The organism is Bacillus sp. 166amftsu, from assembly GCF_900107445.1.
Lineage (GTDB): Bacteria > Bacillota > Bacilli > Bacillales > Bacillaceae_G > Bacillus_A > Bacillus_A arachidis.
Genome location: NZ_FNQA01000001.1, coordinates 898,002 through 911,475, shown reverse-complemented (window position 1 = coordinate 911,475; position 13,474 = coordinate 898,002). Strand labels below are relative to the sequence as shown.

General features: G+C 36.2%; 14 protein-coding genes and 1 pseudogene. 10 read left to right on the top strand and 5 right to left on the bottom strand.

Features of this window, described 5'->3' with window-relative positions:
• Positions 1-62 precede the first annotated feature (62 nt).
• Entirely contained in the window at positions 63-650 is a 588-nt protein-coding gene (locus tag BLV40_RS05065; RefSeq protein WP_026593596.1) for a prolyl hydroxylase family protein, read from the top strand.
• A gap of 274 nt (positions 651-924) precedes the next feature.
• Entirely contained in the window at positions 925-2,124 is a 1,200-nt protein-coding gene (locus BLV40_RS05060) for a class I SAM-dependent rRNA methyltransferase (protein ID WP_026593595.1), read from the top strand.
• 45 nt (positions 2,125-2,169) lie between these two features.
• Here the strand turns inward: BLV40_RS05060 and BLV40_RS05055 are convergent, their stop codons facing one another.
• On the bottom strand, positions 2,170-2,361 hold the full coding sequence (locus BLV40_RS05055) for a YwbE family protein (RefSeq protein ID WP_026593594.1): 192 nt from the start codon (positions 2,359-2,361) through the stop codon (positions 2,170-2,172).
• On the bottom strand, positions 2,362-2,535 hold the full coding sequence (locus tag BLV40_RS28400; protein WP_090687793.1) for a hypothetical protein: 174 nt from the start codon (positions 2,533-2,535) through the stop codon (positions 2,362-2,364).
• Between the two features lie 168 nt (positions 2,536-2,703).
• Here BLV40_RS28400 and BLV40_RS05045 point away from each other — a divergent pair, with 168 nt between their 5' ends.
• The 7 genes and pseudogenes from BLV40_RS05045 to BLV40_RS05015 all read left to right on the top strand — a co-directional run bounded on the left by BLV40_RS05045 (position 2,704) and on the right by BLV40_RS05015 (position 7,449).
• Complete coding sequence (locus BLV40_RS05045; RefSeq protein ID WP_090687790.1) at positions 2,704-3,396, top strand: response regulator transcription factor; 693 nt, start codon at positions 2,704-2,706, stop codon at positions 3,394-3,396.
• A 1-nt stretch (position 3,397) separates the two neighbouring features.
• On the top strand, positions 3,398-4,333 hold the full coding sequence (locus BLV40_RS05040; RefSeq protein WP_090687786.1) for a sensor histidine kinase: 936 nt from the start codon (positions 3,398-3,400) through the stop codon (positions 4,331-4,333).
• Positions 4,334-4,457: 124 nt separating this feature from the next.
• A complete protein-coding gene (locus BLV40_RS05035; protein WP_090687781.1) occupies positions 4,458-5,381 on the top strand; it encodes an ABC transporter ATP-binding protein in 924 nt (307 codons plus the stop codon).
• Positions 5,374-6,078, top strand: a complete 705-nt coding sequence (locus BLV40_RS05030; RefSeq protein WP_026593590.1) for an ABC transporter permease — start codon at positions 5,374-5,376, stop codon at positions 6,076-6,078. The genes BLV40_RS05035 and BLV40_RS05030 overlap by 8 nt, the downstream gene beginning before the upstream one ends.
• 16 nt (positions 6,079-6,094) lie before the next feature.
• Positions 6,095-6,325: pseudogene (locus BLV40_RS05025) on the top strand (DUF4097 family beta strand repeat-containing protein); the annotation flags it as partial.
• A gap of 23 nt (positions 6,326-6,348) precedes the next feature.
• Complete coding sequence (locus tag BLV40_RS05020) at positions 6,349-6,705, top strand: hypothetical protein (RefSeq protein ID WP_090687780.1); 357 nt, start codon at positions 6,349-6,351, stop codon at positions 6,703-6,705.
• A gap of 51 nt (positions 6,706-6,756) precedes the next feature.
• Complete coding sequence (locus BLV40_RS05015; RefSeq protein ID WP_090687776.1) at positions 6,757-7,449, top strand: ABC transporter permease; 693 nt, start codon at positions 6,757-6,759, stop codon at positions 7,447-7,449.
• 64 nt (positions 7,450-7,513) lie between these two features.
• Here the strand turns inward: BLV40_RS05015 and BLV40_RS05010 are convergent, their stop codons facing one another.
• The 3 genes from BLV40_RS05010 to BLV40_RS05000 form a co-directional block, all read right to left on the bottom strand.
• On the bottom strand, positions 7,514-8,017 hold the full coding sequence (locus BLV40_RS05010; RefSeq protein WP_090687771.1) for a DinB family protein: 504 nt from the start codon (positions 8,015-8,017) through the stop codon (positions 7,514-7,516).
• Between the two features lie 313 nt (positions 8,018-8,330).
• Entirely contained in the window at positions 8,331-10,367 is a 2,037-nt protein-coding gene (gene fhuB, locus BLV40_RS05005; protein ID WP_090687768.1) for a Fe(3+)-hydroxamate ABC transporter permease FhuB, read from the bottom strand.
• A gap of 7 nt (positions 10,368-10,374) precedes the next feature.
• Positions 10,375-11,349: an ABC transporter substrate-binding protein gene (locus tag BLV40_RS05000; protein WP_090687765.1), complete on the bottom strand. Its 975-nt coding sequence runs from the start codon at positions 11,347-11,349 to the stop codon at positions 10,375-10,377.
• Between the two features lie 370 nt (positions 11,350-11,719).
• On the opposite strand from BLV40_RS05000, the gene BLV40_RS04995 reads away from it, so the two are divergent.
• The gene (locus tag BLV40_RS04995) at positions 11,720-13,405 is read left to right on the top strand and encodes a long-chain-fatty-acid--CoA ligase (RefSeq protein WP_026593583.1); all 1,686 of its coding nucleotides are present in this window, start codon (positions 11,720-11,722) and stop codon (positions 13,403-13,405) included.
• Positions 13,406-13,474 lie beyond the last annotated feature (69 nt).

The following is a 13,474-nucleotide window of genomic DNA, read 5'->3' as shown; positions in this document are numbered from 1 at the left end:
TCCAGTTTCACCCACATAATATACTACTGTCGTTCAATAAAGTTTGAGGAGGATTATACCTTATGAATAAAACGCCAATTGTTCTCCATGATGAGCCTTTTGTAGCCCAGTATGAACAAATAATTACACCAGCAGAATGCCAAGAGTTAATCGAGCTATCTAAAAAGCACATCCAACCCGCACAAGCCTATGGACATACAGGGGAAAGGAAATCAGATTTTACTTGGCTTCCACACTATTCACATGGGCTTGTTAGTAAAGTATCTGAACTTATTGCTACTGCTATGCCCTTGCCGCTTAATCACGCTGAGCCATTACAGGCAGCGAGATATGAAGTTGGAGGGAAATTTGATGCCCATATTGATTGTTATGGTACCTGGCACGAAGGTGGGAGGAACCAAGTTAAACAAGGGGGACAACGACTTTATACAGCTATTCTTTATTTGAATACAGTTGATGCAGGTGGAGAAACTTTTTTTCCCTCTCTGAATCTTACAGTTACTCCAAGTGAAGGGAAATTATTAGTTTTTGAAAATTGTAAAAGAGGGACAGATGAACCGCATCCACTTTCATTGCATGAAGGTTGCGCAGTACATGAAGGAGAAAAATGGATTGCTACATTATGGTTTCGTGAAAAACCACAATATTAAAAATTCATTATTGGGTTTTTGAGAGGAATGAAAATTCTTATTTATTCTTGTTTATGTACAGTTTTTTTCTGTTGGACATTGCTCTAAGACTGATCTCTAGATAAGAGTCTTATCTTTTACATCGTATAAATATATAACGGTTGTCTTTGGTAACGAGTTGGTTGTACTCGCAAAGCAATAATATGGTATAGTGAAACGAGGCTGTTTTTTCCGTCTCGTTTTTTAAATGCTTCCTAATAGGTAGAAAGCATTCAAATGGAAAGGAAGACATTACATGCGATCAGAAGTAATTGTAAAGATAAAACCGAAATTTATAAAAGAAATTAAAAGTGGCTACCCGCTTATTTTAAAAGATGCAATTCAAAACTTAAATGATATACGAGAAGAGGGAACTATCATCAAAATTGTTGATGAGCAGAACCAATTTCTTGGTAAAGGATATTATGGAAAGCAAAATAAAGGATATGGCTGGATTTTAACAAGAAAAGAGCAAGAGCACATTGACCAAGCTTTCTTTGAAAGAAAAATCAAATCAGCGTTACATAAGAGAAAAGGTTTTTACAAATCGAATGATACAACAGCATTTCGTGTTGTAAACGGTGAAGGTGATGGTCTTGGCGGTTTAATCATTGATTATTACGATGGTTATTATGTAATCAGCTGGTATAGCGAAGGGGTTTATTCCTTTAAAAACGAAATCGTTGGAGCTCTTCAGAAAGTAGCAAACTTCAAAGGAATCTATCAGAAGAAGCGCTTTGATACAAAAGGAAAATATATTGAAGACGATGATTTTGTTGCTGGAGAACGAGGTGAGTTCCCAATCATCGTAAAAGAGAACGGTGTAAACTTTGCGGTGTATTTAAATGACGGAGCAATGGTAGGTGTATTTTTAGATCAGCGCAACGTTCGAAAACAAATTCGTGACACATATGCAAAAGGAAAAACAGTATTAAATATGTTCTCTTATACAGGAGCGTTTTCTGTATTCGCAGCACTTGGCGGAGCGACAAAAACAACAAGCGTTGACCTTGCGAATCGTAGCTTAAGTAAAACAATTGAGCAATTTAGCGTAAATGGCATTGACTATGAAGCGCAAGATATTATCGTAGAGGATGTATTCCATTACTTTAAATACGCAGCGAAGAAACAAATGAAGTTTGACATGGTTGTGCTAGATCCACCAAGCTTTGCACGCTCTAAAAAGTATACATTTAGTGCAGCGAAAGATTACAAAAACCTATTAAAAGAAACAATCACCATTACAGAAAATAACGGTATTATCGTTGCTTCCACAAATTGTAGTACGTTCGATATGAAAAAGTTTAAAGGCTTTATCGACACAGCCTTTAAAGAAATGAATGGTAAATATAAAATATTAGAAGAACATTCCTTGCCAGAAGATTTCCGTACGATTGATCAATTTAAAGAAGGTAATTACTTAAAAGTAGTTTTTATCGAAAAAATTAAAGGTTAGTGCAAAGAAAAATGAGCTCAATTTTACATGAGCTCATTTTTTTTATTAAATAATATTTTGCACTCTGCCAACCTGTCCATCTTGCAATCGTACTTTAATGCCGTGTGGATGAGATGGTGAATTCGTTAAAATATCTTTGACAATTCCTCTTGTTAGCTTCCCAGTTCGTTGATCTTGCTTTAACACAATATCAACTTCAAGGCCTGGTGAAATATTAGATCGTTTTTGTCCGTTCATTTACACACCTGTACGTCTACGTTGGTTATTTGGCTTTTTTGTTTGCTGGTTTTGTAATTTTTTTGTTGCTTGATTTTGGTTTTTCGCATTTGCGCCATTTCCATTCCCTTGCTTTTTCTTTGCAAGTTGTTCGCGCATTAAATCAGCTAAGCTTACTTTTTTATTTTCTGACATGGTAAGTCTCCTTTATATTAAGTTAATTATAAACAATAGTAGTGAACTTCATCATAACATTGTTGTGAAAAGAAATGAAGTCAGATTGAATTTTCATATAATTCTTTTCACCTTTATTGACTTCAGTTACAATTGAATTGTTAATGTTTGTAAAAAGGGGATAGAAGCATGTCAAATCATATTTTATTAGTAGAAGATGACATTTCCATTCAAGAGATGGTTGAAACATATTTATTAAAAGAGGGCTTTCAAATAACAATCGCATCCGATGGAAAAGAAGGAGTTCTCGCGTTTCTAAAAGGCTCATTTGATTTAATCATTCTCGATATCATGATGCCAAAGTTAGACGGTTTAGAGGTTGTGAGAATCATTCGAGAAAAAAGTGCTGTTCCCATTCTAATGATGTCTGCGAAGGATACGGATGTAGACAAGGCGATCGGTTTAGGTCTTGGAGCAGATGACTACATTTGTAAGCCGTTCTCTATGATTGAATTGGCAGCCCGGGTAAAGGCAGGCATTAGAAGATCGACAAAGTATTCAGCCACGGAGCAGAAGGAAGAAATGATTGAGATTGGTGATTTGAAAATTGATCCGATCAACTTCACTGTGCAAAAAAAAGAAAAACAACTAAAACTTACTTTGAAAGAGTTTGAGATTTTAAAACTATTTGTAAAGAATCAAAAGCGTGTATTTACAAAAGCACAAATTTATAATCTGATTTGGAATGAAGAATATTATGGTGATGATAATGTGATTAATGTTCATATGCGACGTTTACGTGAAAAGATTGAAGATGATCCATCTAATCCGGAATATATTAAAACACTATGGGGCATTGGCTATAAGCTGGAAGTGATGTAGTATGACAGCTCTTTTAATGATTGTTATCTGTGTATTATTGGGCGTTATTTATTTTCAATATAGAATTGGGAAAAGTAAGAGTGCAAATGTACACTATACATATGAAAAGTTACAGGATATTGTAAAGCAACAAACAGGTGAAAAGTTATTGGTTATGACGGATGATCAAGAATTACAAAAATTATTAGTAGCAATTAATTATTTGTTAGATGCGAAACAGAAAACGAATGCAGATCATGCGAAGGTTGAAATTTCGATGAGAAAGATGTTATCTAACATCTCACATGATTTAAAAACGCCGCTTACTGTTATTCTTGGATATACAGAAATGTTAAATGTAGATAAAAAGATGAACGAAGAAGAACGACAAGTTTTGCTAGAAAAAGTGCATTTGAAAACGCTAGAAGTAATGGAACTTATTCATAAGTTTTTTGATTTAGCAAAGTTGGAATCTGGTGATAAAGCAATCGAAATGACAAAGGTGAATATGAATGAAGTGTGCCGAGAGAAAATTTTATCCTTTTATGATTTAGTAACGACGAAAGGGTTTGAGGTACGGATTGATATACCAGAGAAGAATGTGTATGCACTTGGAAATGCTGAAGTATTAGGCCGAGTGTTAAATAATTTAATATCTAATGCGATTGCGTATGGATATGACGGAAAAACGCTTGGTATTACATTAAGAGAAGATGATAGGTGCGTGTATGTTGAAGTATGGGACCGCGGGAAAGGAATTGATGAATCTCATATTGATAAAGTATTTGAACGTATGTATACGCTAGAAGATTCAAGGAATCGATTATATCAAGGGAGCGGTCTTGGACTCACCATCACAAAGCGACTTGTAGAATCGTTAGGCGGCGAAATTCATCTTTCCAGTAAGCCATATGAGAAAACAGTATTTACAATTGTGCTGAAAAAGATCGAATTTTAGCTTGTAGAAAAGAGAATTCTACAAGCTTTTTTGACTTAAGGAATTTGTAAGGAATGGGTAAGAAAAAAGAGACTTTCATTGACTATGATATACATATAAAGATGTGGCGAAAGGGGAAAATGATATGTCATATATATTAAAAACAAATAGGCTAACAAAAGTATTTCAAGGAAAAGAAGTAATTTCAGGGGTTAATATGCATGTGAAAAAAGGAGAAATCTACGGCTTTTTAGGACCGAATGGTGCTGGTAAAACAACGATTATGAAAATGATTACTAATTTAATAAAACCGACGAGCGGAGATATTGAAATTTTTGGTGAGAAATTAACAGATACTTCTTATGAAGTGTTAAAACGAATGGGGACGATTATTGAATATCCTATTTTCTATGAAAAATTAACAGCTCAGGAAAATTTATATCTTCATTGCGAATATATGGGTTACTACGATAAGAAGGGAATTGAGCACGCATTAGACCTTGTTAATTTACACAACGTGGAGAATAAAAAAGTAAAAGATTTTTCACTGGGGATGAAACAAAGATTAGGAATTGCCAGAGCGATTCTGACAAAGCCAGAGCTATTAATTTTAGATGAGCCAATTAACGGCCTAGATCCAATCGGTATTAGAGAATTGCGCGACTTATTTAAAATGCTTTGCAAAGAATATGGAATTACCTTGTTAATCTCTAGCCATATTTTAGGAGAAATGGAGCAAATGGCGGATACGATTGGCGTAATTCAAAATGGAAAATTGATAAAAGAAGTTTCAATGAAAAGTATTAATGGTAAACAATCGGAGTATATTGAAATTCACGTTCAAGATGTGAAACGAGCGGCTTATGTTTTAGAAAATAAACTCAGCATAACAAACTACAAGATTATGAGTGAGAGTATTATTCGCGTGTATGAAATGACAGAAATGCAGCAGGCAATTTCGAAAACATTGATCGTGAATGATGTGGAAATCGAAAGCATAAACAAAAAGCATAGTTCATTAGAAGAGTATTTCTTAAATCTTGTGAATGGAGAGGGAATCCATGCTTAAACTTATGAAACTAGAATGGAAAAAACATCGCTTATCTCGTTATCTTAAAGGAATCGCAATTTGTATTGTATCAATTTTCGTTGCTACTGCTCTTATGGCATGGGGTTCTAAAGCTGAGGGTGAGCAAATGTTTTCAGATTATGCGGGATTTATGTCTTTAACAAATATTTTTATTAGAACAACATTTATGATTTTTTCAGCTGTCATTTTATCGCGTTTAGTAATTGATGAATACAAAAGTAAAACAATGCAATTATTGTTTAGCTATCCATTAGAGCGAAAAAAAATAATGCAAGCTAAGTTAGCGATTACCTTTGGATTTTGTTTTTTTACCATAATTCTTTCTACGTGTATCATCAATATATTAATTTTCTTTTTAAACCCAATTATAGTTTTTTTTGAAACACCTGTTACTATGGCACAAATTATTGCTACCATTCCAGCTACTTTTCTTACTGCATTTATGATGGCTGGAATTAGTTTAGTTCCTTTATATTTTGGCATGAGGAAAAAGTCAACTCCTACAACGATCACCTCGTCTATAGTAATTGGATTATTGATTAACTCAACTGTTACTAATGGGGAAGGACAGATTAGTTTGTTTGACTTCATTGTAGTACCGATTGCACTTTGTCTACTAGGTCTTACAATTGGTTATCTGTCTTATCATAAAGTGAATAAAATGGATGTGGCTTAAATACAGATACAATCTTGAAGGAAAGTCATTACTTGTAGAAACAAAATCAGGAGATATTGGTGTGTCTTATAAAGAGGCTCCAACCTCATTACAGCTTGCTGCTAACAGCGATTCATCCGATATAGTAGTGAGTTTAAATGGATTTAAGAAAAGAACGAATACGGAAAAAACAAAAGAAGGTGTAATCGGTGATGCATCAAATAAGGCGGAGCTTTTAAGCGAAAAAGGCACTATATATATCAAATAATAATCAGAAGAGGTGAATATATCATGCGAAAAAAATCAACTCGTTCCGTCAGTGACATATTTGCTATGCTGTTTTTTTACTGTACGACGGGACTATTAAGCGTTATTGTTGTTCCAGTTTTGGCAACGATTGCGTACGGTTTCGGTTTTTGTACTGTACTTATATTGATTGCAGGTATTATTCGTTCTTTTGGAGCTACATGGGTACAAATAGATATTGGACCTGGTTTATCAATCCCTCAGGAGTGGAGTATGGTTGGGGCTCTGATTATAGGTGGAATCGTGGGAAGTATCGCCTATGTTAGTTGGAAGTATCTCCGTATTTATTTGAACTTTCTATCTAGAAGTTATCGTAAAGTATTACCAGTTAATGAACAATAAAATCGAACAGGAGGATTTATTCACTATAACATATGAACTAGGGGGGATAACATGCTGCAACTTATAAAGCTAGAAATAAAGAAATGTAAGCTTGGGTGGTATATGAAAGGTGCGATTATTGCAAATGTAGTGATGGTTGCGATGTTGTTTTTTGTAAGCTATGTGTCACAAATTGAAGGGGATGTAGAATTAGGAAATCCTCAAGGTATTCTTTTAATGGCGAGTGTAATGGTGAGAGGAACATTTATTGTCTTTGCAGGAGTACTAATTGCAAAATTAGTAATTGAAGAATATAAAAATAAAACAATATTGCTCATGTTTTCGTATCCGATTAGTCGAAAAAAAATCATTGCAAGTAAGTTATTAATTACCACAATATTAACATTCATAACAGTCTTACTATCTAACATTTTTATAGTAAGTGTCTTCTTTACATTAAATAGTTTTATGCTAGTTATTCCGAATACAATAACGATAGGAGAGTTAATTCAAGAAAGTATAAAAGCAATTCCTTTTGCTGTTGCAGCTGCAGGAGCAGGTTTAATTCCATTATATTTCGGTATGCGCAAATATTCTGTTCCAACAACGATTGTGTCGTCCTTAATTGTTGTGATGATTGCATGTCAAAATCAGCCGGAGTTCTCATTAGCAACCTTTCTCCCGCTTCAATTCGCGCTTGCGGCTATTGGCATTGTGATTGCTTATTATGGAATTAGAAATATTGAGAACGAAGATGCACTATAAAGTTTCACATGAAACAAGTTACATAAAAAGACAAGGTGCTCAGCCACCTTGTCTTTTTATGTCATTACATTTTGGGAGTTTCCATTCCTGCAGCGGCCCATTCTTCTTTAGCTGGCCCATAAATACCTGGGACTTTTAATCCAGCTTGGCGCATTAAAACAGTCATTTGACCGCGGTGGTGATTTTGATGATTAATGAGAGTCATCAAAAAAATAGAGTTTGGCATTGGACGCCCAAAGAAATCATTAATTGTTGTTAAATCTTTATCAGTCCACTCTGTTTGGATTGCCTCTACAAAAGCCTTGTTTACTTTACGGTAACCTTCCGAAATTGCCTTCGCGGAAGTCGGTATAGGATAATCTTTTGCTTCCCCCTCAAATTGTAAGCCTGTTCCTGATAGCATGACTGGAATCGCAGTGACGATATGCCAAGCAACTCTACCTAAAGTCCAATGCCCAGGTGCAATCTCTTGTGCTAAAGATTCATCAGTTAATGCATCCAATACCTTTTGTGTAGAATCAGCCTCATATTTCCATGTTTTTAAAAAGCCTTCAATTGTTTGGTACATGTTATCCCCCCTATGGTTACATTCATAGGGTAAATTCGTGAAAGGATTCGTTTTTCCTTCTCTTATTTAATTTTCGATCCATACTACAATATGTTTGGGAATATGTAAATTAGGGGGAATCTTCATTGTACTTCGTATATTAAGTGGGTAGAGAATGAGGCAAAGAGTGGTGATGAAGTAAAAGAAGTATCTTTTATATAATATACTATGATCGTATTATATTTGTTTTATAAGGCGTATGTTAATTTATGCCGCACTGAAATTTGCCATGACATAAAAAACGCAAGCTTCTAAATAAAAGAAGCTTGCATTTTTAACTAACTTTCTTCCCGCTTTTTCTCATTAACCACAAGAAATAAGGAGCACCAAGGACAGCGACTACTAGCCCAGAAGGAATCTCTTTCGGATAGACAATGGTTCGTCCAAGTAAGTCAGCGATGCAAAGAAGGATAGCTCCAAATAGCGCTGAACAAACAAATAATTTTTGATGATTCATCCCGACAACGATGCGCGCTAAGTGCGGTGCAACGAGTCCTAAGAAAGCGATTGTACCAACGGCAGCAATGTTCACTGAGGCGAGCAACGTTGCTAGGATAATAAGTGCGAAACGTGTTTTGTCTACACGTTGTCCAAGTCCTGTTGCTAAGTCATCTCCAAGTATGAGAACATCAAGCTGTTTCATTAAGAAGAATATCGTTGGTACGAGAATAAGAGAGGGATATAAAATTATATTTTCTAAGTGATTCCACCCTCTGGCATAGGTACTGCCTGATAACCAAGTTAATGCAGCAGCTACGTTCAAGTTTGCCCTCACGATAAAGATTTGAATAATAGCGGAACCGAGTGCTGATACGCCGATTCCAATTAATGCAAGGGCTGTTGGGTTAAATCCTGACTTCCATGAAAAGAAGAGGACAACTCCAACTGCAAATAGTCCACCAATGAATGCACCGATTGGTAAGAAAACTCCTGGAAGTGCAGGGAAGACATACATAATTGTTAAAGCACCGACACCTGCTCCAGATGAAATACCAATGATAGATGGATCCGCAAGCGGATTTCGTAGTATTCCTTGAAAGACTAGTCCGCTTATGGCAAGGCATCCTCCGGCAACAGCAGCGACGAGCATCCTTGGTAAACGAAGGTTCATCATCATATTTTTATCAAATTGGGTCAGCTGCCCTGTTATTACATTGATTATGTTTTCGATATAAGTATTACTGCCAAGTGTAACGCCAAGTGCAACGGTTACAATACAAAGAACAATCGAAATGCAGATGACTTTTTTATAAGAGAAATATTTTGAGCTAGCACCGGCTGCGTTTGCTCCATTATCGCTCATATATTGTTTTGATTTCATCATGCGATAAACTAAGTAAATAAGCCACGGTGAACCAATTATTGCAGTAACAGCACCTACAGGAAGTTCAGCACCAGTTGGGTCTATTAATCTACCAACGACATCTGCTCCAAGTAATAAAATAGCTCCCCATAAGAAAGAGGAGAGAAGCAACGGGAGATGTTGTCGATAGCCAATCAGACGCATTAGATGCGGTGCAACTAAGCCAACAAAACCAATTGGTCCAACAACTGTTACAACGACTGCTGTTAAAAAAATAGCTGCAATAAAAGCGATAAAACGCGTTACTTCTGTTTTTTCTCCAAGTGAAACAGCAACATCATCACCTAAAAGAAGCACATTTAGTTTACGTGACATAAACAGTACAACCAAAAAGGCACAAACAACAAATGGAACCGCAAATTGAACACCATCCCAGTTATTTTGTACAAGTGATCCTGCCCCCCATAGGAATAGACCAGCTGTTTCGTTTTCATAAAAAAGCTGCATTGTTCCGGTAAAGGCAGAAAGCATTAGTGTCACAACCATACCAGCTAATGCCATGCGTAGGGGAGTTCCTTTTTTACCACCAGAAATACGATATACGCACAAAGCCGTTATCGCTCCTCCGATAAATGTAAAAAGGAGAGAGTGTACTTGTAAGTATTTCGGTAAAAAAATAGTGGCGGCGACTAGAAAGAAATACGCCCCTGAATGGATCCCCATTGTACTTGCTTCAGCCAGTGGATTTTTCGTTAAAGTTTGTAAAATAACCCCTGATACAGCTAGAGCACCACCAGCTAAAATAGCAATGGCAGCCCGTGGCAACCGCAGCATAATTAATGTTTGATGCTCAAGAGATTGATTTGGAGAAAAGAGAGCATCCATAATCATACTGTAAGAAATATTTGCTTGTCCCTGTCCGATATGAATAAAGAAAAGGAGGAGCAAGAGAGCTGCTCCTCCTCCGAATACAAGACTTGCTCGAAGTGTATGCTGTAAGTTATTCATTATGCAATCACTTCTTCGCTGTCATTACATCTGCAACTTGTTTTGCTAATGATTTTGCAGATTCAGGGCCACCGAAGATCCAAGTGTCACCTTTTAATTTATACATTTTATTTTCTTTTTTGAATTTCAATTCTTCCCATGCTGGGTTCCCTTTTAGCTGTTTATCGAAAATGTTATCGTCATCAGCTACGATGTATAAGAAGGTTGCATCTTGTACACCTTGTAGTGCTTCTACAGTTGTTTGTTTGAAGCCGTCTGGTTCAGATTTACCAGGTTCAAATGCATTTGTTAAACCTAACTTTTTCGTAATTTGTACCGCTGTAGAATTGTCTGTTAACAGACGGAATGTTGGAACATTTTTTGCTGTAAAGGATTGTGTCATTACGATGTTTTTATCTTTTAAGTTTGCTTTATCAATTTTTGCTTTTGCGTCAGCAAATGTTTTGTCCATATCTGCTAATACTTTTTTACCTTGCTCTTCTTTTCCAACTGCTTTTGCGATTTGCTTAAATGTTTCTGTCATTTCTGCAAAATGATCGTTATTGCTTGTTGATGGGTCAAACATAATTGTTGGTGCAATTTGTTCTAACTCATTTTTAATCGCTTTACTACGGAATGAAGCTGTAATAATTAAATCCGGTTTTAAGCGGTTAATTTCTTCTAAGTTTGGTTGTTGACGTGTACCTACATCTACCACATCTTTATTTGGTTTTGTTTCTGTGTTTACCAATTTATTATAGTTCTTAATATCAGCCATCCCGACAGGTTGAACGCCAAGTGCTAATAAATCTTCTGCATATACCCACTCAAGCACAACAACTTTTTTTGCTGGTTTATCTAACTTTGTTTCACCTTCAGCGTGTTTAATTGTAATCGCTTGTTTTTTGTCATCTGTTTTTGTTTCCTTTTTCTCTTCTTTTTGCTGTCCGCATCCGACAACGAATAGAAGAATAACCATAAGAATGCTAACGACTTTTTTCATTTTTTTCCCCCAAAGAAAGTATTTTACGATGCGATAATCCGTTTAATTGAAAAAGATTATCACTATCAACACGGAAATCATACTATGAGGGGTTTGGAAGTGTCAATCTTTTTCTTTCTATTCTGACAAAAAATACTCTTTAGAACATTAGGGTATATTTTTTTTGCTATAAAGCTTTTAAAATATGAATTTCTAAGAAAAACAGGAGAAGTATAAGGAATGGGACGACATTATTCTGTGTGTTGTGGAATAGTTGGTCAAAAGTCAGAATATTATGATTGTAACGCAATTATGACTGTAATATAATGAAAACAATCATCATGAATGGACATTCATTTTATTCGTGTAAGAACAGGAAGGAGGAATGAGGATGGAAAAACCTTGGTTACAAATTTATCCAGAGGAAATTCCACACACAATTTCTTACGATATTAGGCCGCTCCATGTATATTTACAAGAGATGTCTTCTCGGTATCCAGAAAAGAAAGCGCTTCATTTTTTAGGGAAGGATATTACATTTTCAGAGCTGAGTCGTAAGGTGAATCAATTTGCAAATTATCTTCGTAAGCTTGGTGTGAAAAAAGGTGACCGAGTTGCGATTATGTTACCCAATTGCCCGCAAGCTGTGATCGGATATTATGGTACGTTACTTGTAGGTGGTATAGTGGTACAAACAAATCCCCTGTATACGGAGAGGGAGTTAGAATATCAACTCCATGATTCTGGAGCGAAGGTTATTCTTTGTGTTGACCTAGTCTTTCCGAAAGTCACCAATGTTCAGTCTGCTACAAAGGTGGAGCACGTTATTGTAACCCGCATTGCAGATTTTTTACCGTTTCCCAAAAACTTACTTTATCCCTTCGTACAAAAGAAGCAAACGAATCTTGTTGTGAAAGTAACGGAAAGTGATACGATTCATGTTTGGAAATCGATAGAAAAAGAAAGTGATGAAATGGTAGAAGTGCCGTGTGACCCTGAAAGTGATTTAGCACTCTTACAATATACGGGAGGTACGACAGGTTTTCCGAAAGGAGTTATGTTAACGCATAAAAATCTTGTATCAAATACACTGATGGGTGTGCATTGGTTATATAACTGTATAGAGGGAGAAGAAGTTATTCTTGGTGTCCTTCCGTTTTTCCATGTGTATGGGATGACAGCTGTAATGAATTTAGCCATTATGCAAGGGTATAAAATGGTGCTAGTTCCGAAGTTTGATATGAAAATGGTGTTTGAAGCAATTAAAAAACATAAGGTTACACTATTTCCAGGGGCCCCGACAATTTATATTGCCCTTTTAAATAGCCCACTTCTTAAGGAATATGATATTTCTTCCATTCGTGCTTGTATTAGTGGTTCTGCACCGCTTCCAGTAGAGGTGCAAGAGAAATTTGAGAGGGTTACAGGAGGGAAGTTAGTAGAAGGGTATGGGCTCACAGAATCATCTCCAGTCACACATGGCAATTTCTTATGGGAGAAGCGTGTACCGGGTAGTATTGGTGTTCCGTGGCCAGATACGGAAGCACGCATTATGTCGCTTGAAACAGGAGAATATTTACCAGCAGGTGAGATTGGTGAAATTGTAGTGAAGGGCCCGCAAGTTATGAAAGGGTACTGGAATAAGCCTGAGGAAACAGCGGCGGTATTACAGGATGGGTGGTTACACACAGGTGACGTTGGCTATATGGACGAAGATGGATTTTTCTATGTGAAGGATCGCAAAAAAGACATGATTGTTGCCAGCGGTTTCAATGTTTATCCGCGCGAAGTGGAAGAAGTATTATATGAGCATGAAAAAGTGCAAGAAGTGATTACGATTGGTGTCCCAGATCCATATCGAGGGGAGACTGTGAAAGCTTTTGTTGTGCTAAAAGAAGGGGAAGTTTGTTCTGAAGAAGAGTTAGATCAGTTTGCTCGTAAATATTTGGCTGCTTATAAAGTTCCAAAAGTATATGAGTTTCGAAGTGAGTTACCAAAAACAACAGTAGGAAAGATTTTACGCCGTGTCCTTATAGATGAAGAACAAAAGAAGAAAGAGGACGAGAAGACGGGCTAAGGCCCTTTCTTTTTTGAAATATAGGATTGACAATTTTTTAAATAGTCAGTATTATTGAGATGTGAATGA